Source organism: Candidatus Pantoea floridensis (genome assembly GCF_900215435.1).
Lineage (GTDB): Bacteria > Pseudomonadota > Gammaproteobacteria > Enterobacterales > Enterobacteriaceae > Pantoea > Pantoea floridensis.
Window position 1 is genome coordinate 3,554,209 of sequence record NZ_OCMY01000001.1, and the last position, 23,438, is coordinate 3,577,646.

At 55.3% G+C, this 23,438-nt stretch carries 25 protein-coding genes; 14 read left to right on the forward strand and 11 right to left on the reverse strand.

The window, feature by feature from the left end; translation table 11 throughout:
• Nucleotides 1-10: 10 nt before the first annotated feature.
• The 8 genes from CRO19_RS16515 to fliE are packed head-to-tail and all read right to left on the reverse strand — an operon-like array spanning nucleotide 11 to nucleotide 6,977.
• Entirely contained in the window at nucleotides 11-430 is a 420-nt protein-coding gene (locus CRO19_RS16515; RefSeq protein ID WP_320204489.1) for a flagellar protein FlhE, read from the reverse strand.
• Nucleotides 427-2,529, reverse strand: a complete 2,103-nt coding sequence (gene flhA / locus CRO19_RS16520; protein WP_097096797.1) for a flagellar biosynthesis protein FlhA — start codon at nucleotides 2,527-2,529, stop codon at nucleotides 427-429. Before flhA ends, CRO19_RS16515 begins: the two co-directional genes overlap by 4 nt.
• Entirely contained in the window at nucleotides 2,529-3,674 is a 1,146-nt protein-coding gene (gene flhB / locus CRO19_RS16525; protein ID WP_097096798.1) for a flagellar biosynthesis protein FlhB, read from the reverse strand. Before flhB ends, flhA begins: the two co-directional genes overlap by 1 nt.
• Nucleotides 3,675-3,692: 18 nt before the next feature.
• Nucleotides 3,693-4,319 carry a protein phosphatase CheZ gene (gene cheZ / locus CRO19_RS16530; protein WP_097096799.1) on the reverse strand — a complete coding sequence of 209 codons (627 nt, stop codon included), beginning with the start codon at nucleotides 4,317-4,319 and terminating at the stop codon, nucleotides 3,693-3,695.
• Nucleotides 4,319-4,705, reverse strand: a complete 387-nt coding sequence (gene cheY, locus CRO19_RS16535) for a chemotaxis response regulator CheY (protein WP_097096800.1) — start codon at nucleotides 4,703-4,705, stop codon at nucleotides 4,319-4,321. The genes cheZ and cheY overlap by 1 nt, the downstream gene beginning before the upstream one ends.
• Nucleotides 4,695-5,783 carry a protein-glutamate methylesterase/protein-glutamine glutaminase gene (locus CRO19_RS16540; RefSeq protein WP_097096801.1) on the reverse strand — a complete coding sequence of 363 codons (1,089 nt, stop codon included), beginning with the start codon at nucleotides 5,781-5,783 and terminating at the stop codon, nucleotides 4,695-4,697. Before CRO19_RS16540 ends, cheY begins: the two co-directional genes overlap by 11 nt.
• Nucleotides 5,780-6,637, reverse strand: coding sequence for a CheR family methyltransferase (locus tag CRO19_RS16545; protein ID WP_097096802.1), 858 nt, complete (start codon nucleotides 6,635-6,637; stop codon nucleotides 5,780-5,782). The genes CRO19_RS16540 and CRO19_RS16545 overlap by 4 nt, the downstream gene beginning before the upstream one ends.
• 16 nt (nucleotides 6,638-6,653) lie before the next feature.
• Nucleotides 6,654-6,977: a flagellar hook-basal body complex protein FliE gene (gene fliE / locus CRO19_RS16550; RefSeq protein WP_097096803.1), complete on the reverse strand. Its 324-nt coding sequence runs from the start codon at nucleotides 6,975-6,977 to the stop codon at nucleotides 6,654-6,656.
• Nucleotides 6,978-7,255: 278 nt separating this feature from the next.
• Between fliE and fliF the strand changes: the two genes are divergently transcribed.
• The 13 genes from fliF to fliR all read left to right on the forward strand — a co-directional run bounded on the left by fliF (nucleotide 7,256) and on the right by fliR (nucleotide 17,793).
• Complete coding sequence (gene fliF, locus CRO19_RS16555) at nucleotides 7,256-8,956, forward strand: flagellar basal-body MS-ring/collar protein FliF (protein WP_097096804.1); 1,701 nt, start codon at nucleotides 7,256-7,258, stop codon at nucleotides 8,954-8,956.
• Nucleotides 8,953-9,939 (forward strand): flagellar motor switch protein FliG, encoded by a 987-nt coding sequence (fliG, locus tag CRO19_RS16560; RefSeq protein ID WP_097096805.1) that lies wholly within the window; start codon nucleotides 8,953-8,955, stop codon nucleotides 9,937-9,939. Before fliF ends, fliG begins: the two co-directional genes overlap by 4 nt.
• Nucleotides 9,926-10,648 carry a flagellar assembly protein FliH gene (locus CRO19_RS16565; RefSeq protein ID WP_097096806.1) on the forward strand — a complete coding sequence of 241 codons (723 nt, stop codon included), beginning with the start codon at nucleotides 9,926-9,928 and terminating at the stop codon, nucleotides 10,646-10,648. The genes fliG and CRO19_RS16565 overlap by 14 nt, the downstream gene beginning before the upstream one ends.
• Nucleotides 10,645-12,009: a flagellar protein export ATPase FliI gene (gene fliI / locus CRO19_RS16570; RefSeq protein WP_097096807.1), complete on the forward strand. Its 1,365-nt coding sequence runs from the start codon at nucleotides 10,645-10,647 to the stop codon at nucleotides 12,007-12,009. Before CRO19_RS16565 ends, fliI begins: the two co-directional genes overlap by 4 nt.
• A gap of 4 nt (nucleotides 12,010-12,013) precedes the next feature.
• Nucleotides 12,014-12,463 (forward strand): flagellar export protein FliJ, encoded by a 450-nt coding sequence (gene fliJ, locus CRO19_RS16575; protein WP_097096808.1) that lies wholly within the window; start codon nucleotides 12,014-12,016, stop codon nucleotides 12,461-12,463.
• Complete coding sequence (locus CRO19_RS16580) at nucleotides 12,460-13,566, forward strand: flagellar hook-length control protein FliK (RefSeq protein WP_097096809.1); 1,107 nt, start codon at nucleotides 12,460-12,462, stop codon at nucleotides 13,564-13,566. Before fliJ ends, CRO19_RS16580 begins: the two co-directional genes overlap by 4 nt.
• A 128-nt stretch (nucleotides 13,567-13,694) precedes the next feature.
• Nucleotides 13,695-14,198, forward strand: coding sequence for a flagellar basal body-associated FliL family protein (locus tag CRO19_RS16585; RefSeq protein ID WP_097096810.1), 504 nt, complete (start codon nucleotides 13,695-13,697; stop codon nucleotides 14,196-14,198).
• A 5-nt stretch (nucleotides 14,199-14,203) separates the two neighbouring features.
• A complete protein-coding gene (gene fliM, locus CRO19_RS16590; RefSeq protein WP_097096811.1) occupies nucleotides 14,204-15,202 on the forward strand; it encodes a flagellar motor switch protein FliM in 999 nt (332 codons plus the stop codon).
• Between the two features lie 7 nt (nucleotides 15,203-15,209).
• Nucleotides 15,210-15,590 (forward strand): flagellar motor switch protein FliN, encoded by a 381-nt coding sequence (gene fliN / locus CRO19_RS16595; protein ID WP_097096812.1) that lies wholly within the window; start codon nucleotides 15,210-15,212, stop codon nucleotides 15,588-15,590.
• On the forward strand, nucleotides 15,590-15,988 hold the full coding sequence (fliO, locus tag CRO19_RS16600; protein ID WP_097096813.1) for a flagellar biosynthetic protein FliO: 399 nt from the start codon (nucleotides 15,590-15,592) through the stop codon (nucleotides 15,986-15,988). Before fliN ends, fliO begins: the two co-directional genes overlap by 1 nt.
• Nucleotides 15,988-16,734, forward strand: coding sequence for a flagellar type III secretion system pore protein FliP (gene fliP, locus CRO19_RS16605; RefSeq protein ID WP_097096814.1), 747 nt, complete (start codon nucleotides 15,988-15,990; stop codon nucleotides 16,732-16,734). Before fliO ends, fliP begins: the two co-directional genes overlap by 1 nt.
• Nucleotides 16,735-16,744: 10 nt before the next feature.
• Nucleotides 16,745-17,014 carry a flagellar biosynthesis protein FliQ gene (fliQ, locus tag CRO19_RS16610; RefSeq protein ID WP_097096815.1) on the forward strand — a complete coding sequence of 90 codons (270 nt, stop codon included), beginning with the start codon at nucleotides 16,745-16,747 and terminating at the stop codon, nucleotides 17,012-17,014.
• Nucleotides 17,014-17,793 (forward strand): flagellar biosynthetic protein FliR, encoded by a 780-nt coding sequence (gene fliR, locus CRO19_RS16615; protein ID WP_097096816.1) that lies wholly within the window; start codon nucleotides 17,014-17,016, stop codon nucleotides 17,791-17,793. Before fliQ ends, fliR begins: the two co-directional genes overlap by 1 nt.
• A 14-nt stretch (nucleotides 17,794-17,807) precedes the next feature.
• Here the strand turns inward: fliR and CRO19_RS16620 are convergent, their stop codons facing one another.
• Nucleotides 17,808-18,332: a hypothetical protein gene (locus CRO19_RS16620; protein WP_097096817.1), complete on the reverse strand. Its 525-nt coding sequence runs from the start codon at nucleotides 18,330-18,332 to the stop codon at nucleotides 17,808-17,810.
• The gene (locus tag CRO19_RS16625; protein WP_097096818.1) at nucleotides 18,298-19,119 is read right to left on the reverse strand and encodes a winged helix-turn-helix domain-containing protein; all 822 of its coding nucleotides are present in this window, start codon (nucleotides 19,117-19,119) and stop codon (nucleotides 18,298-18,300) included. The genes CRO19_RS16620 and CRO19_RS16625 overlap by 35 nt, the downstream gene beginning before the upstream one ends.
• 807 nt (nucleotides 19,120-19,926) lie before the next feature.
• On the opposite strand from CRO19_RS16625, the gene CRO19_RS16630 reads away from it, so the two are divergent.
• On the forward strand, nucleotides 19,927-21,102 hold the full coding sequence (locus CRO19_RS16630; RefSeq protein WP_097096819.1) for a chemotaxis protein: 1,176 nt from the start codon (nucleotides 19,927-19,929) through the stop codon (nucleotides 21,100-21,102).
• Between the two features lie 596 nt (nucleotides 21,103-21,698).
• Here the strand turns inward: CRO19_RS16630 and CRO19_RS16635 are convergent.
• Complete coding sequence (locus CRO19_RS16635; RefSeq protein ID WP_097096820.1) at nucleotides 21,699-23,159, reverse strand: flagellin N-terminal helical domain-containing protein; 1,461 nt, start codon at nucleotides 23,157-23,159, stop codon at nucleotides 21,699-21,701.
• Nucleotides 23,160-23,438 lie beyond the last annotated feature (279 nt).

Below are 23,438 nucleotides of genomic sequence, written 5' to 3' on the forward strand. Positions count from 1 at the left end.
CAGCCAGCCGTTAACGCTTAACCTGGTAACCTATCGTGACCTGGTTACTGAGCACCGTGAGCGGCGGCTGTAAGGGCCCACGACGTATCGAGAAGTATTCGAAGTGGAAGGGCCCAGCCGCCGGAAAACCGGCGGGCAGGGTAATCTCACCCTGTTGTGCGGGCAAAGGTACGCAACGGCTGACGCTGCAAAATTGCAGGCGCAACCCTTGCGGCGCCGGGCCATCCATTTTGATCTGCCATTGCAACGTCTGCGCGCTGGCATGTTGGGGCAGCGCCCCGGTGCTCTGAACGGGACGGCTTTTCAGCCACTGCTTGCCGTGCGTCAGCGTGCCGCCGTAGCTTGCGCTGCTCCACGATCCGCTCGCCGCACCGGCCAGCGGGGATGCCGCCAGTAGCAGCATCCCCATTCCCAGCATCAAACACTTCATGCTTTACTACCAATCATCCACGTCATGCGCACATTACGCTGCGTGTTGATCTCCTGGCTGGAGAGCACCGCCATCTGTGGGAACATGCGGCGCAGATAGCGTGACAGCATCAGACGCAGCGATGGGTTAACCAGCAGCACCGGCGGTGCGCCAAGTCCTTCCTGATGCATCAACGCTTTCTCCGTCTGTTTCATCAGGTTTTCCGCAATACCCGGCTCGATGGCGCTGCCGCTCTGGGTCGCCTGCACCAGCAGTTGCTCCAGAGACATATCCAGCCCAATCACCTGAATATCCTCTTCGCCTGGGAACCACTGCTGCGTGATGGCGCGAGCCAGTCGGGCGCGCACGCGGGCGGTCAGATCGTCGGTATCGCTGTTCGGGCCGGCAAACTCGGCCAGCGTATCGATGATGGTACGCATATCACGAATCGGTACGCGCTCAGACAGCAGGTTTTGCAAGACCTTATGCAACATGGTCAGGCTAATGACCGCTGGAATCAGATCTTCCACCAGTTTTGGCGCATGTTTCGTCAGCTGATCGAGCAGCTGCTGCGCTTCCTGACGGCCAAACAGCTCTTCCGTATGGGTAGAGATTAAGTGATTAAGATGCGTGGCCACCACGGAGCTCGGATCCACCACCGTATATCCCAGCGTCTGCGCCAGTTCGCGATGTACTTCATCAATCCAGCGAGCAGGCAGTCCAAAGGTTGGCTCGGTACAGGCGGTGCCGGGAACTTCACCCTCCGCGCAGCCGGGATCGATCGCCATCCAGCGATCGGGCTGAACTTCCCCGTGACCAATCTCCACGCCTTTCAGCAGGATGCGATAACGCGTCGGCGGCAGGTCGAGGTTGTCACGAATATGCACCGCCGGCGGCAGGAAGCCCATTTGCTGAGCAAACTTTTTACGAATGCCGCGTACGCGCGTCAGCAGCTGTCCGTTCTGCTCCTGATCCACCATGGGGATCAGGCGGTAGCCCACTTCCAGCCCCAGCTCATCTTCCATCTGTACGTCCGACCAGGTGGCTTCATTCACCTGCGCCGCTTCAGCTTCCGCCATCATCGGATCGTGTGAGACAGAACCTGATGCGCCAGATTTCTTCTGCTCAGCCTGACGGCCACGCAGCCACCATGCAGTGAGCAGCAGCACGGCAGTAAACAGCAGGAAGACAAAGTTTGGCATGCCCGGAATCAGACCGAGCAGGCCAATTACCGCGGCGGCCAGCAGCAGTACGCGCGGAGAGGTAAACAGCTGGCTCACCATCTGCTCGCCAACATCTTGGTCGTTAACCACGCGTGTCACCACCACACCCGCAGCGGTAGAGATCACCAGACCCGGAATCTGTGCCACCAGACCATCACCGATGGTCAGCAGGGTGTAGGTTTCGCCCGCCATGCCCGCAGACATATCGTGCTGCATCACGCCAATAATCAGTCCACCGATAATGTTGATGGCCATGATCATCAAACCGGCGATGGCGTCGCCGCGCACAAACTTACTGGCACCGTCCATCGACCCGTAGAAGTCGGCTTCCTGCGTTACCTCTTTACGGCGACGCTTGGCTTCATCTTCGCCAATCAGGCCGGCATTCAGATCCGCATCAATCGCCATCTGTTTGCCCGGCATCCCATCAAGGGTAAAGCGCGCACCCACTTCAGCGATACGGCCGGCACCTTTGGTGATGACCATAAAGTTGATGATGATCAGAATCACGAAGACGATAATACCGATGGCAAAGTTGCCGCCCACCAGGAAGTGGCCAAAGGCCTCCACCACTTGGCCAGCCGCGCCGGCACCCGTATGGCCGTGCATCAGGATCACACGCGTTGAGGCCACGTTCAGCGCCAGGCGGAGCAGGGTAGAGAACAGCAGCACCGTCGGGAAGGCCGAGAACTCCAGCGTATTCTGGGTGAACATCGCCACCAGCAGAATCATGATCGACAGCACGATGTTGAAGGTGAACAACAGGTCCAGCACGAAAGTTGGCAGCGGCAGGATCATCATCGCGAGGATGGTCATGATCAGCACTGGCCCCGCCAGCACCTGCCATTGGGTTTCCTTCATGTTGGGCAAACGTAATTTTGTGGCGAGATTAGCCATCACTCTTTACTCTCTTGTGCGAAATCCAGCGCGGCCGGAACCGGAAGGTCTTTCGGCAGCTGCGGGCGTTGACCTAAGCCTTTTCGCCAGCGACGCAGGCTATAAACCCAGGCCAGCACTTCAGCTACGGCGTTATACAATTCAGTGGGAACCGGTTGTCCCGTTTCACAATGGCGATAAAGGGCACGCGCCAGCGGCGGCGCTTCCAGCATGGGTACGCGGTTTTCGTCCGCCAATTCACGGATGCGTAGCGCAATCAGACCGCTACCGCTGGCCACCACAATCGGTGCCCCCATACTGCCTTCTTGATATTTCAGCGCGACCGAATAGTGGGTGGGGTTGTTCACCACCACGTCTGCTGCGGGCACATCGCTCATCATGCGTGATTGCGCCATCTGGCGTTGAAGCTGCCTGACGCGACCTTTCAGCTGCGGATCACCTTCCTGATTTTTGAACTCGTCTTTGATCTCCTGACGACTCATACGCAGCTTTTTAAAGTGGCTCCACAGCTGGTAAATCACATCGAAGGCCACCATCGGGATCAGTGACAGGATGATCACCAGCATGCAGCCGAGCAGCAGGCGGCTAATGTCACCTAATGCCATGCCGAGCGGTTCAAACACTAGCCCAATAAACTTCATCTTGTTGAGCCAGAGAAACAGCCCGCCACCGATCCCCGCCAGCGATACTTTCAGAATCGCTTTAGTCATTTCAGACAGCATCTGCGAGGAGAACAGGCGCTTGATACCGCTGATCGGGTTCAGTTTCTTCGCGCTGAACTTAATCGCTTTCCCGCTCAGATTGAGGCCGCCAATAATGGAAGGCGCCACCAGGGCGGTAATAAACAGGCCGCCGACAAACGGCAGCATCGCCAGAAAGGCGCTGCCGAGTAGCGCACCGGCGTGATGCAGCATATGTTGAGGGTCGCTCACCAATAGCCGGTCAAACACCAAACCGTTATGCAGCATATGCATCAGTTTGCGCGCCAGATGATCGCCGCCGGAAACCATCAATCCCCAGCCAACCAGCAGCATCGCGAGCGTGGTTAACTCACGCGAGCGCGGAATCTGTCCCTCTTCCCTGGCCTTCTGTTTTCGGTGGGGTGTGGGGTCTTCCGTTTTGTCGTTTTCACTCTCTTCGGACATAGGTTTCGCCAGGCCGGGTTAGAAGCCGAGCGACTCCAGCAGGTCATCTACCTGATCCTGAGACGTGGCGATGCCTTCTGCCATGGCATCGATTTGCGGACCGTTTTTCAGATTTTCCATCTCAGGCGGCGCGACGGCTTCACGTTCACCCATGTTTTCAACCAGCACATTAATCAGCTCTTTCTCCACGGTCTCAATCACATGCATCAGGCTTTGTAGCACCTGGCCGGTGAGATCCTGGAAATCCTGCGCCATCATGATTTCGGTCAGCTGGCGATTGGTCAGCTGGGTTAATTCCGGTACCTGTTGCAGATAGCCGCGCGTCTCTTTAACCAGCTCGCGCGCATCGTCCAGCGGCTGTGGATTGGCGAACCAGGCATCCCAGCGTGCGCTCAGCTGCGTTGCATTTTCGCTCAGCGTATCCTGCAGCGGACGGGCCACTTCAACGCTGGTTAACGCACGATCGGCGGCCTGTGAGGTTTTACCCACCACATAGTTAAGGCGATCGCGGGTATTGGGAAAGGCATCGGCCACTTCCATAATCGCCTGCTCTAGCCCGAGATTGGCCATGCTATTACGCAGCAGGCGAGTCAGCTGGCCGATGCGTAAAAAGAGATCTTTCGTGTTATCCGAAGCCATGCTCATTACCCAAGTTTTTCAAAAATTTTGCCGAGCTTCTCTTCCAGCGTGGCAGCGGTAAACGGCTTAACGATGTATCCATTGGCACCGGCCTGGGCGGCGGCAATGATATTTTCGCGTTTGGCTTCAGCGGTAACCATTAGCACCGGCATTTTCGCCATAGCGGGATCGAGGCGAATGGTTTTCAGCAGTTCCAGACCGTCGATATTCGGCATGTTCCAGTCGCTGACCACGAAATCGAATTCGCCAGCACGCAGCTTATTCAGCGCATCCTGTCCGTCTTCGGCTTCTTCAATGTTCTTGTAACCCAGGTCCTGCAGCAGGTTACGTACGATGCGTCGCATGGTGGCGAAGTCATCGACCACCAGAAAACGCAGGCTTTTATCCGTCATGTGAGTTGTCTCCTGAACGTCCGGCAGACGTTCTGTTTCGTTGTTTGTTATGGCTAAAACTGTCCAGCAGGTGCTGGCTGATATCATCGAGATCGACCACCGCTTTCACGCCGCCCCGCGCAATGGCTTCGCGCGGCATGCCAAACACCACGCAGGTGGCTTCGCTTTGCGCCAGGGTGTAAGCGCAAGCGTTGTATAACGCCAGCATGCCGCGCGCGCCGTCGTGGCCCATGCCGGTGAGAATGGCGGCGCTGGCGTGTCGACCGGCATGCAACGCCACCGAGTGAAACAGCACATCCACCGAAGGACGATGGCGATTCACTTCCAGCGCGTTGCTCAGGCGAACGGCATAACCTTTGCCCTGACGCACGATCTCCATGTGCAAATCGCCTGGCGCAATCAACGCGGTGCCCATCTGCACGCGCTCACCATCCTGCGCTTCACGCACGTTGATCGCGCATAGCGAATCGAGGCGCTGTGCAAAGGAGCGGGTAAAGCCCGCGGGCATATGCTGGGCAATCACAATCCCCGGGCAATTGACCGGCATCTGCACCAGCACCCGGCGCAGTGCTTCGGTGCCGCCGGTGGAGGAGCCGATGGCAATGAGACTTTCGTGACCCACGCGCGCGTCAAAAATGGGCTGACGCTGCTGCGGGCTGGTGTGACCCTGGCCCACCCGGGCTTTTGCCGAACTGCGAATCTTCTCCACCACGCGTTCGCCCCACTCTTGCCAGTCGCTGTTGGTGTGCGCATCGGGTTTGGCGATAAAATCCACCGCGCCCTGTTCCAGCGCACGCAGAGTGGTGTGTGAACCCTGCGTGGTCATGGATGAGATCATCACGACCGGCATTGGGCGCAGCCGCATCAGGCGGGAAAGAAACTCCAGCCCATCCATGCGCGGCATATCGATATCCAGCGTCAGCACATCCGGATTGAGTTTCTTGATCAGCTCGCGCGCCACCAGCGGATCCGGTGCGGTGGCCACCATTTCCATATCCGGCTGCTGATTGATGATGGCGCTGAGCATGTTGCGCATCAGTGCGGAATCATCCACGGCCATGACGCGAATCCGCTTCACGCGCGGCTCTCCAGCACTTCATATACCGACTGTCCGCGCAGACGCAGCGGGATATTCGGATAGTTGAAATGCTCGGAATGGCCGACAAACAGCAACCCACCGGGTTTCAGCATGCGGGCAAAGCGTTGCAGCAGACGCTCCTGGGTAGGTGCATCAAAGTAGATCATCACGTTACGGCAAAAAATCGCGTCGACAGACTCAGGCACGCTTGCCCAGTTGGCATCCAGCAGGTTGAGCTGCAGATAGTTGATGCTCGCCAGCAGTTCACGCTTCACCTTCACCATTTCACTGTTCTCACCCGAGCCGCGTAAAAAATAGTGGCGCTTCTGCATCAGCGACAGCGTGTCTAAATCGCTCAGACGGTAGACGCCCGCTTCGGCCCGGGCTAACACGTCGGTATCAATATCCGAGGCCCAGATACGCGGTCCGGAAAGGGAGGCGCCGAGCGTTTCATTTAGCGTCATGGCGATTGAGCAGGGCTCTTCACCGGTAGAGGCGGCGGTGCACCACACGCGGTAGCCGTTCCGGCGTTGATGCGCGTGTTGCGCCAGCACCGGAAAATGGTGTGCCTCACGGAAGAAGGAGGTCAGGTTAGTGGTCAGCGCATTAATGAATGTTTGCCACTCCGGATGTTCCGGATGGGATTCAAGAATCTGCGCGTACTCGCTGAAGTTATTCAGCGCCAGTTCATGCACACGACGCGAAAGACGATTAAAAATCATCTCGCGTTTATGGGCATTAACCACAATGCCGGCGCGGCGGTAAATTAATTTGCCAAAGCGCGCTAATTCGCCATCCGATAAAATCAGCTGATGACGTAATAAGCGCGCAGAGTTGCTAGTAATTAGGCTCATAGAATATTAACAAGCCTTAAACCGGCGTGTTCATTATTTCCTGATAGGCGCTAATCATCTTATTTCTCGCCTGCATGCCGAAGCTAAATGAAATTGATGACTTCTGCATAGAGAGCATAACGTCATTCAGGCCAATATCACTAGAGCCAGACATCCATTGCTGCGTGGTATTCTTCGCATCGAGCTGAGTTTTGTTTATTTCATTGATACTGTTAAATAGCGCATCTGAAAAAGAGAAGCCTTTCTCGGGCGCGTCCAGTCTGGCTTTCGGTGCGCCTGAAAGCTGCTGCGCCTGGGTCTGGATCTGATCAAGCACGCCACGCATGAGTGTTGCTGACATTTTTTACGTCCTGAGTGAGTAAAATAAAACGCTATTTGTTAATACTGAGTTAATTGCACATCTTTTAAACGTCAGCAGCTTAACATGTATATAAAACCTGAAGAAAATCCGATAAGCGAACAGAACTTTGAGCTTATCCGGGATTAAATTTTCCCCTAATGCGTCGATAATGCCTGCCTGAAAATTCTCCCACGAATTTGAATTTGTCGTTATCGGTATACGCTCAGGCGTCAGCCGGCACGCATTATCGATACATGATATTTCTTACAGGATCAGGCATGAGTGCCACATTGAATGATTTAACCAACAACCCGGCTGAGCAATTTAAATCGGCAATATCATGGCTGCGCAGCAGCCCGAAATTGCTATTGGTGATTTGCGCCGCCGCGGCATTGTCAGTGATTATCGCGCTGATGTTCTGGGCGAAAGAGCCGGACTATAAAGTGTTGTTTAGCAACATCAGCGATGAGGATGGCGGTGCCATTGTCGCGCAGCTGTCTCAGCTCAACGTCCCGTATCGCATTGATACACCGGGCGGGGTGATTATGGTGCCGGAAGCCCAGGTGCATGAAGTGCGCATGAAGCTGGCGCAGCAGGGGCTGCCGAAAGGTGGCGAGGTAGGCTTTGAGCTGATGGACCAGGAGAAATTCGGCACCAGCCAGTTCAGCGAGCAGGTGAATTACCAGCGCGCGCTGGAAGGCGAACTGGCTCGCACCATCGAAAACCTCGGCCCTATTCAGCTGGCACGTGTACATCTTGCGGTACCGAAGCCCTCGATGTTTGTGCGCGACCAAAAGCTGCCAACGGCATCGGTGACCGTCAACCTGATTAAAGGCCGGTCGCTGGATGAAGGGCAGGTGGTGGCGATCACCCATCTGATCTCCAGTGCGGTCACGGGTTTGACCGCAGAGAACGTCACCATCGTCGATCAGCGTGGCAATCTGCTGACGCAACGTGGCGTGGGTGGCCTACAAACTTCACAGCTGAAATACACCAGTGAACTGGAAAATGATTATCAGCAGCGCATCCAGCGCATCCTGGCGCCGCTGGTGGGCGACAGTAATGTGCGTGCACAGGTCACCGCGCAGCTTGATTTCACCCAGCAAGAGCAAACGCAGGAACAGTATCAGCCGAACGCCGATCCACAAAAAATGGCGATTCGTAGCCGTCAGGCCAGCCTTGCTGAGCAGGGCAATGGTCGCGCCACCGGCGGCGTGCCTGGTGCGCTGAGCAACTCGCCACCAACGCCGGCGTCGGCACCGATTACCCAACCGCTGAACACGGCGGCAGCGGAGGCGAAGAAAGGCACCAATGCGAATAGCACCACGACGTCAACGTCCACGCCTGCCAGCAGCGGACAGCCTTTTAACAACCGCAGTGACGAAACCACCAACTTCGAGCTGGATCGCACGCTGACGCACATCAAATCCAACATGGGCAGCATTCAACGTCTTTCGGTCGCGGTGGTGATTAATCATCTACCGCAGGGCGAAGAGGGCAAAGTGCAGCCGCTGAGTGAGACGGAGCTGACGCGCATTAGCGCGCTGGTGAAAGAGGCGATCGGCTACAGCGAAAGCCGTGGCGACAGCGTCAATATCATGAACTCGCCGTTCAACGGCATTGTGGAAGAGCCGCTGCCGCCGATCTGGAAGCAAGAGCGATTCCAGTCACTGATGATGACGCTGGCCCGCTATCTGATGATTGCGCTTATTGCCTGGGTGATGTGGCGCAAGCTGGTTCAGCCAGCGTGGCTGCGCCACCACGAGATCACCTTGCGCCGTCTTGAGATTGAAAAAGAGACGCGTCAGGAAGAGATTGCGGCGAAAAAACGTGCCGCCGAGAAGGAAGCCAGCGATCGGGCGCAGCAGCGCGTCGATACCGAAATCAACAGCCAACAGCTGCGTGAACTGGCGGAGCAGGAGCCACGCGTCATTGCTCTGGTTATCCGTCAGTGGATGAATAAGGAACACACTAAATGAAGGCCTCAGATAAAAGCGCCATTGTCATGCTGACGCTGGGCGATGAACTGGCCGCTGAGGTGTTTAAGCATCTCAATGCCCATGAGGTAAAGCAGATCAGTAGCTCTATGGTCAACATGGCGGGATTCACCCATGACCAGATGGCTGCGGTACTGCGTGAGTTCAAGAAAGACTCAACCGAGTACGCTGCGCTCAGCCTCAACACCAACGATTATCTGCGCAGCGTGCTGGTCAAGGCGCTGGGCGAAGAGCGCGCGACCTCGCTGCTGGAAGATCTGCTGGATACCCATCAGGGCACCAACGGTATCGAAACGCTGAACTTTATGGAGCCGCAGTCGGTGTTTGACCTGATCCGCGAAGAGCATCCGCAGATCATCGCCACCATCCTCGTGCACCTTAAGCGTAACCAGGCGGCTGATGTACTGGGCAAATTCGAAGATCGCGAACGTAACGACATTATGTTGCGTATTGCCACCTTCGGCGGCGTTCAGCCAGCTGCGCTGCAGGAGCTGACCGAAGTGCTGAATAACCTGTTGCACGGTCAGAATCTCAAACGCAGCAAAATGGGCGGGGTACGACCTGCCGCAGAGATTCTCAACCTGATGAAATCGCAGCAGGAAGAGCTGGCCATTGAGGCCGTGCGTGAGTTCGATGGCGAACTGGCGCAGAAGATCATCGACGAGATGTTCCTGTTCGAAAATCTGGTCGAAGTGGAAGATCGCAGCATCCAGCGCCTGTTGCAGGAGATCGAGAACGAAACCCTGCTGATTGCGCTGAAAGGGGCCGACGAGCCGCTGCGCGAGAAATTCTTCTTCAATATGTCGCGTCGTCAGGCGGATCTGATGAAAGAAGATTTACTGTCGCGCGGACCGGTACGCCTGTCGCAGGTGGAAGCGGAGCAGAAAACCATCCTCAACGTGGTGCGCCGCCTGGCCGAAACTGGCGAAATCATCATCGGAGGCAGCGACGATGCCTACGTTTGATAAAAAGTTTGAGCAGGCCAGCGGCACGGAGTGGCGCAGCTGGCAGCCTGATAACCTGCTGAGTGATACCAGCGCCGTGGCCGCACCGCTGCCAACGCTGGATAGCCTTCAAAGCGAACAGGACATTCAGGCCGAACTGGCCCGCTTGCGCAAGCAGGCCGAACAGCAGGGATATCAGCAGGGGCTAAGCAGTGGTCAGGAAGAGGGCCGCAAGCAGGGTTTTGACGCGGGCGTACGCGAAGGCCGCGAAGCCGGACTGGCGCAAGGCAAAGCCGATGCCGTCGCTCAGCAGCAACAGCTGCTGCGTCAGGCCGAGGGCTGGGTCAGCAATTTTAAACTGGCGATGGACAGCCTGGAGAGCCTGGTGCCGGGGCGTCTGGTGCAGCTTTCATTAATGGCGGTGCAGCAGCTGTACGGATCGGCCAGCGTGGCGGACAACACGGCGCTGCTGAAGCAGATCCGCAACCTAATGAAACAGGACGCGCTGCTGCACGGCACCATGCAACTCTACGTGCATCCAGACGATCGGCAGAATGTCGCCGCCGCCATGGGTGACACCCTGGCACAGCTGGGATGGGAGCTGCACAGCGATGCGCAGCTGGCCCCCGGCGGCTGCCGCATCATCTCGCCGGAAGTGGAGTTTGATGCCAGCCTGGAAACACGCTGGCAGGCGCTGTGCCAGCTGGCGCGCGAGGAGCTGTCACAATGAGTCAGCAGTTGAAAAACTGGCTGCAGGCGCTGGATCGCGTGGAAGAGAAGCTGGGCGACATGCCCTGTTTCCGCCAGTACGGCAAACTCACGCGCGCCACCGGTCTGGTGATGGAAGCCGTTGGGCTCAAACTGCCGATTGGCGCGCTGTGCGTTGTTGAGCGTCGCACCAGTCAGGGCATTAGCGCGGTAGAGAGCGAAGTGGTGGGCTTTAACGGCTCCACGCTCTACCTGATGCCGCTTGAGCAGGTAGATGGCATTCTGCCCGGCGCACGCGTGTACGCGCCCGAAGCCGATACCAGCCAGGGCAAACAGCTGCCGGTTGGGCCGCACCTGTTAGGCCGCGTGCTGGATGCGCAAGGGCGGCCGCTGGATGGTCGTCCACCGGCCGGTAAACCAGCCGCCAGCCTGTTCACGCCGGTACTCAATCCGCTCCATCGCGATCCTATTAAAACCGTGCTGGACGTGGGCGTACGCGCCATCAACGGCCTGCTGACGGTCGGTCGTGGCCAGCGTATGGGCCTGTTCGCCGGATCGGGCGTGGGTAAGAGTGTGCTGCTAGGCATGATGGCACGCTTCACCACCGCCGATGTGATCGTGGTGGGGCTGATTGGTGAACGTGGCCGTGAAGTGAAAGATTTTATCGAGAACATTCTCGGTGAAGAGGGACGTGAGCGCGCGGTGGTGATTGCCGCGCCTGCCGATGTCTCGCCGATCCTGCGCATGCAGGGTGCCGTTTACGCGACGCGCATCGCCGAAGATTTCCGCGATCGGGGCATGAACGTGCTGCTGATTATGGATTCCCTGACGCGTTACGCCATGGCGCAGCGTGAAGTGGCGCTGGCCATTGGTGAGCCACCGGCGACCAAAGGGTATCCACCGTCGGTCTTTGCCCGTTTGCCCGCGCTGGTTGAGCGCACCGGTAACGGTATGCCTGGCGGCGGTTCCATCACCGCGTTTTACACCGTTCTGACCGAAGGCGACGACCAGCAAGATCCGATTGCCGATTCGGCGCGCGCCATTCTGGATGGCCATATCGTCCTGTCGCGCCGGCTGGCAGAGCAGGGGCATTATCCTGCGATTGATATTGAAGCGTCAATCAGTCGTGCCATGACCGAACTGATCCCGCACGCGCAGTACCGCAAAGTGCAGCGTTTTAAACAGCTGCTCTCTGCCTATCAACGTAACCGCGATTTGGTCAGCGTAGGTGCCTATGTAAAAGGCAGCGATCCCTTGCTCGACCAGGCGATTAGCCAATATCCGGACCTGGAGGCCTTTCTCCATCAGGCCATCCATGAACGCAGCGGCTATGACGACGCGATCGGCGCGCTGAACCACCTGTTTCCCACCCTAACGGAATAAGCTGATGAAGGTAAAAAACCCGATGACCCTGCTGCGGGATATGGCAGAAGAGAAGCTGACGGATACCACTCGCGCGTTGGGTGGCGTGCAGCAGCGCTTGCAGGATGCGGTTCAGCAGCATGAGCAGTTACAGCACTATGAGCGGGAGTATCAGCACTCGCTGCGCCAGGGAATGATGGAGCGCGGCATGTCGATGGCCGATCTGGTGAATCACCAATCCTTTGTTTTATCCCTTAACCAGGTGGTGAAGCAGCACGCTACCCACGTTAACCGCTGTGAAAAGGCGGTGGATCAAGCAAAGGCCAGCTGGGTGCATGACAAACAGCGCTTGAACGCGTTTGAAACCTTGATTGTGCGACGTGAAACCGCGCGTGCTCAGGTGGAAACACGGCAGGAACAGAAGTTGATGGATGAGTTCGCCCAACGGGCCGGACAGAAACGAGAGAGACTATGAATATTGACGTTACTGCACTGCTCAGCGGCGGTGCAGATCTGCTGCCAGCGAAAGGGAAATTTACCGGCGCGGACTTTGCTGTCGCCCTGGACGATAAGCTGCAGAACCTGGGCCTGGTGCACACCGCGTTGCCGACGGGGCCAGCGATGCTATTGCCTGGCGATGTGGCCCTTGCCGATCTGATGCCCGAGCTCGAAGCAGCCGTGTTGCCAGTAGAACTGAGTGACGCGTTGCCCAGCGATCTCGCCGCCGCGCTGGACAGCCTCGTACCGCAACAGGGCGAGACGCTGGTGGAGCAGGCTGAGCGGGAAGCAGACCCGCTGGCGCTGCTCGAAACGCTGGTGCCGGGCAATCCACAATGGCAGCTTCAGCAGCTGGTGAGCCACAACGTTGCCTCGGCAGCGGATAATGGCATCACCGTGAAGGCCGCAAAAGACCCCGCGCCGTTAACCGAAGCGTTTGGCGCATTGGCAAAAGCCGCCGCTACCGAGACGAAGACACCCGGACCGGGCAAAGAGCCTTCTCTGGCTTCTATGATCGCCAGCAGCAGTGCCGCGCCACAGCACAGCGAGACGCTGCCTGGCAATGAAGCCAGCGTGGTAGCCGCAGTGGCGGCTCCCGTATCCGCGCCTGTCCGTAACAACGTTAGCATCAGCGCCGTCGCTACCGTGCCTTATGCGCCGCAAACACCCGAATGGAAGCAGGCAGTTAGCCAGCAGATTGTGATGTTCAGCCGTAACGGCGTGCACAACGCCGAAATTCGTCTTCATCCTGAAGAGCTGGGCTCGTTACAAATCAGCCTGCGTTTGCATCAGGAGCAGGCGCAGATTCATATCGTCAGTGAACATGCGCAGGTACGTCATGCTCTGGAGCAGGCGATGCCGCAGCTGCGTGCCGCCATGGCGGAATCAGGATTGCAGCTTTCGCAGGCGAGCGTCAGCGCTGATAACCCCTATGCCGGCGCAGGTGCGCAGGGCGAATCGTCAGAAAATCAGCATCCGGCACCGCAGCAGGGGGATGAAAACAGCGTAGAAGAAGAAACTTCGCCTGTTGTGATCAACCAAACCGCGGGAAATATCCACGGAATCAATACCTTTGCCTGAAGTGCTGAAATAGCTTCATGTATGAAATTTTATCGCCTGATTATTCAGCGGATAACCTGGACTACAATACCGGCCATGCGAATGACAGGGCTGTGAACCGTCTTTCTTTATTTTAGAGCTAACAATCAATGAGTAAGAAAAAGCAAAATGCCACGCAGGGTGGAAAATCACGCTCGCTGCTGGTTCCCCTGTTGTTGCTAATTTCCGTCGCCGCCTGTAGCGCGGCGGGATATTTATTCTGGCAAATGAAGTCAGCTAAACCGGTGACGGAAGAGGCTGAGCAGGCAGAAGTCGTCCAGCCGGCGGTAGAAATTAATCCGCTTTATTTATCGCTGAATACCTTTACCGTCAGCCTTAAGCCAACCAGCAATGAAGCCGATCGCGTGTTATTTATTGGCATATCGGTGCGCGTGGCCGATCAGCCATCGCTGCTGCTGCTGGAAAAATATTTGCCGGAATATCGCAGTCGTCTGTTTATGTTATTAACCCAGCAGACCTATGAAGCGTTATCCACCGATGAAGGCAAGACGCAGCTGATTGCAAGTTTGAAAGAAGAGATGGCAAAGCCCATCGGTAAAAACCTGGCGGTGAAACCTACCGATATTTTAATTAATGAATTTATTCTGCGGTAAATATTATGGTGGATAGCTTCTTATCACAGGATGAAATTGATCAGCTGCTTAATGCCGATAGCGGTAGCAGTAGCAGCAACGAAAATGCCGGTGGCGAAGTGGACGGGGGCATTAAACCCTACGATCCGCATACGCAACGCCGGGTAATTCGTGAACGACTTCATTCGCTAGAAATAATTAATGAACGCTTTGCCCGACAGTTCCGTATGGGACTGTTTAATTTACTGCGCCGTAGCCCGGATATCACTGCGGGCAATATTCAGATTCAGCCATACCATGAGTTTGCCCGTAACCTGCCGGTGCCAACCAACCTGAATCTGCTGCATCTGAATCCGCTGCGCGGCACCTCGCTGATGGCGTTTTCGCCAGGGCTGGTGTTTATGGCGGTGGACAATCTGTTTGGTGGCGATGGCCGTTTCCCCACCAAGGCCGACGGGCGGGAATTTACCCCGACCGAACAGCGCGTTATTCATCGCATGCTGTCAATGGCGCGTGAAGCTTATGAATTCGCCTGGAGCACCATCTATAAAATTAAAACGGAATACATTCGCTCTGAAATTCAGGTGAAGTTTACCAATATCACCTCGTCACCCAATGATGTGGTGGTGACCACACCGTTCTCGGTGGAAATTGGTTCACATCGTGGCGAATTTAATATCTGTATTCCTTTCAGTTCGATTGAGCCTTTACGTGAATTGCTGAGTAATCCGCCGATGGATAACTCACGTTATGAAGATGCTAACTGGCGCGGATTACTTGCCAGTCAGATGCGTGAAACCCAGCTGGAGCTGGTTGCCAGCTTTGCGGGTGTGGAAACGCGGCTTTCGAATGTGATGCAAATGAAGAAAGGTGATGTCATTGCCTTCGACAAACAAGAGCTTATTGAAGCCAGCGTCGGCAACGTGCCGGTGCTGAAAGCGAAATATGGCTCCGTAAATAATCAATATGCTCTAAAGGTCGAACAGATGGTTCAGCCAGCATTATCATCATTAACTAAGGACTAATTTCCCTATGAGTGATATGAACAACTCGTCAGGCGGTGAAGAGAGTATCGACAACCTTTGGGGTGACGCACTGAGCGAGCAACACTCGGCGGGAATAAGCGAACACATGGCGAGCTCTCCGTTTTCAGATGACATGAATCTGATCCTCGATATTCCGGTAAAAATGACCGTGGAATTGGGCCGTACCAAGATGACCATTAAAGAACTGCTGCGTTTAAGCCAGGGTTCGGTGGTCTCGCTGGATGGTCTGGCCGGTGAGCCGCTGGATATTCTGATTAATGGTTATTTAATTGCGCAGGGCGAAGTGGTAGTGGTCTCCGATAAATTCGGTATCCGTATCACCGATATTATTACGCCTTCTGAACGCATGCATCGTTTGAGCCGCTAATGAATACCGCTGCCCCGCTTGTCCAGGCTGCACCTGCCAGCGACGTATTGGCGACCGACTCTGTACTGATGACGGTGACCGGTGCGCTGGCGCTGATTATTCTCGCCATGGTGATCCTGGCCTGGATTGTGCGGCGAAGCGGTCTTTCCCGTCGCTTACACGACACCCAAAATGTAATGACGCTGGTGGCGACCAAGTCGCTCGGCAACCGTGAACGCCTGGTGCTGGTGGATGTCGGCGATCAGCGTCTGGTGCTGGGCGTCACGGCCACGCAGATCGCCTGCCTGAACACGCAACCGCGCCCGGAAACCGAACCTGCTGCTACGCCACCGGCCGGCAACACCTTTCCGCACATGCTGGAATCTTTCCTGCAGAAATACCGCAAGGAAAACCGCTAATGAAACGTCGTCAATCCGGTCAGCTGCTGTTGCTGGCCACCGGGCTACTATTGCCCGTCGTCAGCGCGCTGGCGGCCAACAGCGATATCACTCTCGCACGTCCAACGGGCGAAGAGGGCTGGTCACTGCCGGTGCAAACGCTGGTGCTGTTGAGTGGCTTTACCTTTATCCCCGGCGTGTTGCTGATGATGACCGGTTTCACCCGCATCGTTATCGTGTTCGGCCTGCTGCGTAATGCGCTCGGCACGCCCACGGCGCCGCCGAATCAGGTGATTGTCGGTCTGGCGCTGTTTCTCACTTTCTTTGTGATGTCGCCGGTGTTCAACCAAATCTATGACAAAGCCTGGCTGCCGCTGCAGAGCAATGCGATTTCCATGGAAGAGGCGCTGACTGAAGGGGTGAAACCGCTGCGCGGATTTATGCTGGATCAGACGCGTGAACGTGACCTGGCGATGTTTGCCACTATCGCCAAAAAAGAGAACATCGCCACGCCTGAAGAGGTGCCGCTCAGTATTCTGGTGCCCGCTTTTGTCACCAGCGAACTGAAAACTGCCTTCCAGATTGGCTTCACCATCTTTATTCCGTTCCTGATCATCGATTTAGTGGTGGCCAGTATCCTGATGGCGCTCGGTATGATGATGGTGCCGCCCACGACAATCGCGCTGCCGTTTAAGTTGATGCTGTTTGTGCTGGTTGACGGCTGGCAGCTGATCATCGGTTCACTGGCGCAAAGCTTCTTTAGCTAAGGACACGGAAATGACTCCCGAAAGCGTAATGGCGATGGGCATGCAGGCGATCAAAGTGGGATTAATGATCTCCGCGCCGCTGCTGCTGGCCGCCCTGGTAACCGGTTTGATTATCAGTATCCTGCAAGCCGCCACGCAGATTAATGAAATGACCATGACCTTCATCCCCAAAATCCTGATGATTGTTGGTATCGCGGTGGTATTAGGACCGTGGATGATGAAGATCTTTATTGAATATGCCCGTACGGTATTTACCAGCATTCCCTTTGTGATTGGCTAATGGCGTTCGGAATCCCGCTCGAGCAGCTCTACGCCTGGATGAGCCACTATTTCCTGATTATGGTGCGCATTGGCGCGGTGCTGCAGGTGGCGCCGGTGTTTGGCGAGCGCAGCGTGAGCGCGCGATTGCGGCTCTGTTTAGCCTTATTGATTGCGCTGCTGCTGGGTTCCAGCATTCCGGATGCCGGCATTGGCATTTACTCGTGGAGCGGCGTTGGCGTGATGGCAAAGCAGCTGCTGATTGGCGCGGCGCTCGGGCTGACCATGCAGCTGCTGTTTGCCGCGGTACGATTGGCAGGGGAGATCATCGGCATGCAGATGGGCCTCTCTTTCGCGACCTTTTTTGACCCCAGCAGCGGCAACAGCCCGGTCATTTCACGCTTCCTCAACGTTCTGGTTACGCTGCTGTTTCTCACCTTTAACGGCCATTTATGGCTGCTGGCCTTCGTGGCGGAAACCTTTCATGCGCTGCCGGTAGATGCAACGCCGCTGCACAGCGGCGGCCTGCTTTACGTGGTGAAAAGCGCCGGGATGGTTTTCAGCCAGGGATTAATGCTCGGCCTGCCGATCATCGCGCTGCTGCTGTGCATTAACTTTATTCTGGCGCTGCTGAATCGCCTGACGCCGCAGCTCTCCATTTTTGTTATCGGCTTCCCGCTCACGCTCAGCATCGGTATGGTGGCGCTGTTCCTGCTGGCGCAAACGCTGGCACCTTTCTTTGAACGTCTGATGGAGCGGGGATTCGATACGCTGGCAGAGTTAGTGCTCGCGCTGTTTTAATCGCCGCGCCAGCCTCAATTCATGCAGGCAATACGCGCCACCGTTTCGACGCCCGTCGCCATCACCTTGCCATCCAATAAATAGAGCGAAGTGGTACCACTTTCACCATTATGCAGCGCCGGGAAGACGTAGGTTGAGACATCGTCATCGCTGCTCTGGTCGCCAATACGGCGGTTATGGCCGGTAATGGTCATCTGCAGCAGGTTGTGGGTGATGCTGCCCTCAAAACGCAATTCACGATTCACCGTCACCGGCTGTCCTACGCGCTGCCCGTCGCTGAAACGCGACAGGCTACCGACAAAGGTGACATGCCCACGGCTAATGCTGTCGCGGTAGCTGCGGTAGCTGCCGCGCAGCAGCGCCACGTCTTTGCCTTGCTTGATGTCATAAAACGACACCGGCATTACGCACTGCGATTTCAGCGGTGAGGTGTACATCGTGTGGATGACAAAACCACCAATCGCCGCCGCGAAGCCGCCAATAAACAGCAGCATCATCGGCAGGTTAATAAATTTTAAAATAGAACGATTCACAGTCATTCTCTGCGTCCTGGAAGGGTTGCTGGCAGGCAATCAGGCCCTGATGATGCGTCGATGGGCTGGCCCCCAGCGTGATATACAGCACTTTCGCCGGTTTTTCTAACGGGCGTTTGCTAATGACATGATTCTCATAAGTGCTAAGGGTTGCCTCAATCAGCGCCTGCTGATCCTGACGATCCTGGGGCACGAATACCTGCGTATCGGCAGGCACGCCGGGACCACTCCAGGGCACGAACTGGATGTGATCCAGCCGGGCCATAAACTGACCGTACAGCGTATAGGCGACGATCAAACCGAGTATCACGCCGCAGCAGCCTGCCGCACTCCATCTGAGCCACCGCCGGTTGCGGGGTTTCGGCTGGACTGCGGCAAGTGGCAACGCTTCTGAAAGCGTGACCTGCGGTGCACGAGTGGGTTGCGGAGGAGCATCGGTAGCGTAAGGAGGCGCGGGTGTTGCCTGGGGTTCATGGATCAGCAGACGGTAACCGCTGCGGGTGACGGCTAACAGAGAAATCTCCTGCTGTGACGCCAGGGTGTGTAGGGCACGCCGTAGCTTGTTGATCATCACCCGCACACTGTTATCAGTGACTTCTACTCCCGAACTGCGCCAGCCGATATCCATCAGCTGCTCCTGAGATAACACTTCACCTTCCGCCTCAACCAGCGCCTGTAAACAGAGGCTGGCGCTGGCCGGTAGATTAACACTTTCCCCGTCGGACAGCCGTGTCAGCGTTCGCGTCTGTACATCCAGCGTCATTGACGATCCGATCGCAATGTGATTCAACATAGATAATTGATTCTTCTGTGTTTTTAGAGGGAACAATCTAATAATTGTTTTTATTAACGTTCACAACTTCGCCAGTTTCAGGGGCGTATGAAAAGGTGCCAGTTTTTTAAGCCCAAAGCCTGTTTTTTTCAACCAGCATGGGGGGTATGAATTGGCACAATTAATATTATTAATCACCTGCTAATCAAACATGACGCCCCTTTCATTAAGCGTCAGGGGCATTTAATAACATTAACGCGGGCGCTGATAGCAGCCAAAGACCACTCAGAATTGGCTGCGATAAAACTCACCCGGCTGCACCTACCTGCTACTAACTATAGACACTGGCTTCGCGCACTGTGGCATGAATATGCGCAAACTTCCCATCCACTACTGACTAACAAATCGGAAAAGTCCGAGTTGATTTGCGGCCGCGATTATATCAGTACTTACGCATTTTTTACCAGAAATGTCATTAATATTAATTAATGGTTTCTCATAACTCCCTTTCCGCTGAGGCCCGCTATTTGCCTGGACATTATCAATGCTAAAAACTCTTTCACCGCTAATGAGTTGGCAAAAATGGTGCGGAATTCTAATGGAGTTTTAACGGGTCCGATTATGATTTACGTTATTATTTATGGACGCTTTAGCGGATTAATACTCTGAAATGCTTGTTTCATCACATTATCCCTTCTGACGCATCAATATTGCGCGCTTATCAACCCTTTGAATCCGCTATTTAGCCGAGGCTTCCGCCACCAGCCGTAATAAAATAGGCCCAGGCTGGCGGCGTCCTGCTGCCGTGGTATTACAGGTATTGATTCCATGATCTTTGCACTTATCCTGGTTGTTATCCTTATTACGTTGCTGGTGTTAGTTCAGGCGGGGATTATTCCGCGCTTTATTAAGTCTGAAGGTGAGCGGCTGCGCTCCCAGGTCGATGAGTTAGCCGAGCAACTGCGCGGCCAACTCGATCGCGTTGAGGCCCAGCAGCGCTCTGTGACCGAGAGCGTGGTGACACTGAGAAGTTACACGCTGGATAAGCCGCTGGCGGGCAATGGCTTGCTGGATGATGTTTCCGGTAGCGAACGCCACTTCTTTAATGCGCTGGTGCGTGAGTTGAGCGATCGTCTCGGCGGTCGTATCTGGATTGTTGAAGATACCGGCCGCATTGTAGGCGATGCCGCAGGCGCCGCAGGTCAGCACTCACTCAGTGAAGGTGATTTGCCGATGGCGATTCCCTTACGTTCGCTGCTGGCGCAAAGCGGTGAGGCGCTGCGCCACACCACTTTTCGCAGTGCCAGTGGTGAGCACACGCTGATTGTGCAGCCGATCGTTGAAACGCCGTGGATGCTAGCCATCGATGTGCCGACGCGTCGCCTTGGCGAGCGGCCCGACATCCCGCTGCACAAGCCGTGGCCGCTGGCGGTGATGGTATTAGTCTCGACCTTAACGCTGCTGCGCAGCCTCAATTTGCATCTGGCGCGTATGAATGATGAGTTGCCGACCCTGCTGCGCCATGAGGTGCCGGCGGTGCGCGATCAAAGCGCCCAGCTGCCACCGCTGATGCAGGAGATTGGCGAGCAGATGGCCGTTATGGCGCGCGCGGCGATCCGCGTTGGCCAGCAGAATGAAAGCCTGCTACAAACACCGGAGGCCAACGCCAATCGAGTGGCGATGCTGGCCGACAGCGTTGCCGGCATTGTGCAGACGCTGCAGGGGTTGCAGGAAGCCGCCTCGGTGATTGCAGACAGTTCCGGCGCGCTGGTGCAACTTGCCAGCCGGGCTTACAGTTACTCACTGCATCAGGAAGAGAGCATTTTTGCCGTGGAAGCACGCAATCTGGCGCAGCGCTGCGCCCGCTCTTCGAAAGAGCTGCGCGCACTGATTACCGATGCCATTATGCAGGCGCAGGGCGATACGCCGCTGCAGAATAACAGTGTGCTGATTGAGGAGGTGTATTCCTCGGCGAATACGCTGCTGCAGCGCACCAACGGCTAAAGACCATGGCCAGCGCTAAATAGGTTTGCGCGCGTGTTGCATTAAAAACCCTCCAGCGGAGGGTTTTTTTATGGGCGCAATTCGTCCAATAGCCGTTTTCCTTTAATCAATGAAAGGTTTCGTGCGGGGGATGGGTGCGCTTATGTCCTGGTCGCACATCAATGGCGTAAAGCCGTGCAGTTAGGCGCCATTTTACATCACCGCACCTTCTGTAGCGGCGCGATTTATCGCGCAATGCATTGCGCCATCAGGTCGTGCTCCTGCAGTCATTATCGTTATCGCCGGTTGCACCGCCGTATCAGGCATGGGCATTTCGTAGGGTGCGCAGTAATATCAGCCACGGTTGTTTCGTAGGGTGCGCATTCATGCGCACCAGGCAGCGCGCAGTAATATCAGTCACGGTTGTTTCGTAGGGTGCGCATTAATGCGCACCAGGCAGCGCGCAGTAATATCAGTCACGGTTGTTTCGTAGGGGCGCATTCATGCGCACCAGCAAAATCCCATAATCAGCGCGCAAAAAAAAGCCCTCCGCGACGGGAGGGCAAAAGATGCATGTAAGTGCAACTTAATGTGAGGTGTACAGCGTTATTTTATTATTAACGCAGCAGGCTCAGTACGTTCTGTGGAACCTGGTTAGCCTGGGACAGTACGGAAACACCGGCCTGCTGCAGGATGTTAGAACGGCTCATTGCTGAAACTTCAACAGAGAAGTCTGCATCCTGAATACGTGAACGTGCTTCAGTGGTGTTGATCACGGTGGTGTTCAGGTTAGCGATGATAGAGCTGAAACGGTTCTGAATCGCACCCAGATCCGCCTGGAAGTTGGTCACTTTAGTCAGTGCGCCGTCCAGGGTTTCCAGCAGAGAATCGTTCGCCGCAACTTGCACTGCCTGAGCATCAGCCGCACGCGCTAAGTTGGTGTCTACAGTCGCTGCACCGGTATCGTCCATGGTGAACTGATGCACGTCACCATCTTTATTAACTGCGTAGTAAGTACCCGGGTTTTTATCATCAGCAACGATTTTAATGCCGCTGGCTTTCGCGTCTGAGCCAAATGCATCATTGGAAATCTGGTTCAGCATCGCCGCATCCAGCTTGAATTTCTTGCCGCCTGCTTCAACCAGGTCGTCACCTTTTTTCACGTTGCTCAGGCTGGTCAGGGTGCTTGGGCCATTGACCAGCACGTCTGAATCCAGTTCATTCAGCTCACTAATTACTGACGCATCTGCTAATTCTACAGGATCGACAAGAGGATCCGTCCCTGGAGTAGTAGTAAGCTTCATCTCATACGCTTTACCGCTATCTTTATCTACCGCAAAGATGCGTGTAGTTGTACCTTCGGTAACCGTTCTGATTTCCCCTTTACCATTAGCAATACCCGCTTTACCAGCGATTGTATCAATATCACCTGCAACAATTTTATAAGGAGTTTTTGCACCGACATCGATTTCAGAGCCATTTGCGTTAAGATCGCCCGCCGCCTTGAACTGTGAACCTTTCACCGCAGAAGACTGCAGCTTAGCGAACTCAGCGTCGAAGTCGTCCAGGTTCAGGGTTTCCAGATCCATTTTGGTCAGGTCGATGTTGATGGTCTGGCCATCTTTGTCGCCGATCTGAATGGTCAGTGCATCTTTAGAACCGTCCAGCACGTTAACGCCGTTGAAGTTGGTGGTTTCAGAGATACGCTTGATTTCGTCCAGACGGGCAGTAATCTCTTTCTGGATTGACGCGCGGTCATCAGAAGAGTTGGTGCCGTTTTTCGCCTGTACGGTCAGTTCACGGATACGCTGCAAGTTTTCGGTCACTTCGTTCAGCGCGCCTTCAGTGGTCTGCGCCAGTGAGATGCCGTCGTTGGCGTTACGACCAGCCTGAGTCAGGCCACGGATAGAAGAGGTGAAGCGGTTAGAGATGGCAAGGCCAGCGGCATCATCTTTCGCGCTGTTGATACGCATACCTGAAGAGAGACGCTCGATAGCAGTACCCAGAGAAGTCTGTGATTTGTTCAGGTTGTTTTGAGCCATCAAGCTCAGTGAGTTGGTATTAATGACCTGGGCCATGATCGAATTCCTTTATAAAGTTAATTTTAAGAACTGCTGCTGAGAAATATGCGTCTGTTGTTGCGCATACTCCATTCATCGGTGGGCAGGAAAATCACATAAATATTTTTTTGAATTTTTTATTAATGCCAATAAATAGCAACAGAAATGCCGCCAATTATACGACTAGCGCCAGCTAATTCGGCAATAAGCGGCAAAGTGTGTATTTTATCGACGATAGCGTTGTTGCCGCGAATGTAAAAAATTAAACTTATTCCCTGAAATTCCGATGGGAAAAGA

Excerpts from the sequence above, each read along its gene's own strand:
- CRO19_RS16515 (WP_320204489.1), bottom strand. The coding sequence starts at position 430 with ATGAAGTGTTTGATGCTGGGAATGGGGATGCTGCTACTGGCGGCATCC.
- flhA (WP_097096797.1), bottom strand. The coding sequence starts at position 2,529 with ATGGCTAATCTCGCCACAAAATTACGTTTGCCCAACATGAAGGAAACC.
- flhB (WP_097096798.1), bottom strand. The coding sequence starts at position 3,674 with ATGTCCGAAGAGAGTGAAAACGACAAAACGGAAGACCCCACACCCCAC.
- cheZ (WP_097096799.1), bottom strand. The coding sequence starts at position 4,319 with ATGAGCATGGCTTCGGATAACACGAAAGATCTCTTTTTACGCATCGGC.
- cheY (WP_097096800.1), bottom strand. The coding sequence starts at position 4,705 with ATGACGGATAAAAGCCTGCGTTTTCTGGTGGTCGATGACTTCGCCACC.
- CRO19_RS16545 (WP_097096802.1), bottom strand. The coding sequence starts at position 6,637 with ATGAGCCTAATTACTAGCAACTCTGCGCGCTTATTACGTCATCAGCTG.
- fliE (WP_097096803.1), bottom strand. The coding sequence starts at position 6,977 with ATGTCAGCAACACTCATGCGTGGCGTGCTTGATCAGATCCAGACCCAG.
- fliF (WP_097096804.1), top strand. The coding sequence starts at position 7,256 with ATGAGTGCCACATTGAATGATTTAACCAACAACCCGGCTGAGCAATTT.
- fliG (WP_097096805.1), top strand. The coding sequence starts at position 8,953 with ATGAAGGCCTCAGATAAAAGCGCCATTGTCATGCTGACGCTGGGCGAT.
- CRO19_RS16565 (WP_097096806.1), top strand. The coding sequence starts at position 9,926 with ATGCCTACGTTTGATAAAAAGTTTGAGCAGGCCAGCGGCACGGAGTGG.
- fliI (WP_097096807.1), top strand. The coding sequence starts at position 10,645 with ATGAGTCAGCAGTTGAAAAACTGGCTGCAGGCGCTGGATCGCGTGGAA.
- fliJ (WP_097096808.1), top strand. The coding sequence starts at position 12,014 with ATGAAGGTAAAAAACCCGATGACCCTGCTGCGGGATATGGCAGAAGAG.
- CRO19_RS16580 (WP_097096809.1), top strand. The coding sequence starts at position 12,460 with ATGAATATTGACGTTACTGCACTGCTCAGCGGCGGTGCAGATCTGCTG.
- CRO19_RS16585 (WP_097096810.1), top strand. The coding sequence starts at position 13,695 with ATGAGTAAGAAAAAGCAAAATGCCACGCAGGGTGGAAAATCACGCTCG.
- fliM (WP_097096811.1), top strand. The coding sequence starts at position 14,204 with ATGGTGGATAGCTTCTTATCACAGGATGAAATTGATCAGCTGCTTAAT.
- fliN (WP_097096812.1), top strand. The coding sequence starts at position 15,210 with ATGAGTGATATGAACAACTCGTCAGGCGGTGAAGAGAGTATCGACAAC.
- fliO (WP_097096813.1), top strand. The coding sequence starts at position 15,590 with ATGAATACCGCTGCCCCGCTTGTCCAGGCTGCACCTGCCAGCGACGTA.
- fliP (WP_097096814.1), top strand. The coding sequence starts at position 15,988 with ATGAAACGTCGTCAATCCGGTCAGCTGCTGTTGCTGGCCACCGGGCTA.
- fliQ (WP_097096815.1), top strand. The coding sequence starts at position 16,745 with ATGACTCCCGAAAGCGTAATGGCGATGGGCATGCAGGCGATCAAAGTG.
- fliR (WP_097096816.1), top strand. The coding sequence starts at position 17,014 with ATGGCGTTCGGAATCCCGCTCGAGCAGCTCTACGCCTGGATGAGCCAC.
- CRO19_RS16620 (WP_097096817.1), bottom strand. The coding sequence starts at position 18,332 with ATGACTGTGAATCGTTCTATTTTAAAATTTATTAACCTGCCGATGATG.
- CRO19_RS16625 (WP_097096818.1), bottom strand. The coding sequence starts at position 19,119 with ATGTTGAATCACATTGCGATCGGATCGTCAATGACGCTGGATGTACAG.
- CRO19_RS16630 (WP_097096819.1), top strand. The coding sequence starts at position 19,927 with ATGATCTTTGCACTTATCCTGGTTGTTATCCTTATTACGTTGCTGGTG.
- CRO19_RS16635 (WP_097096820.1), bottom strand. The coding sequence starts at position 23,159 with ATGGCCCAGGTCATTAATACCAACTCACTGAGCTTGATGGCTCAAAAC.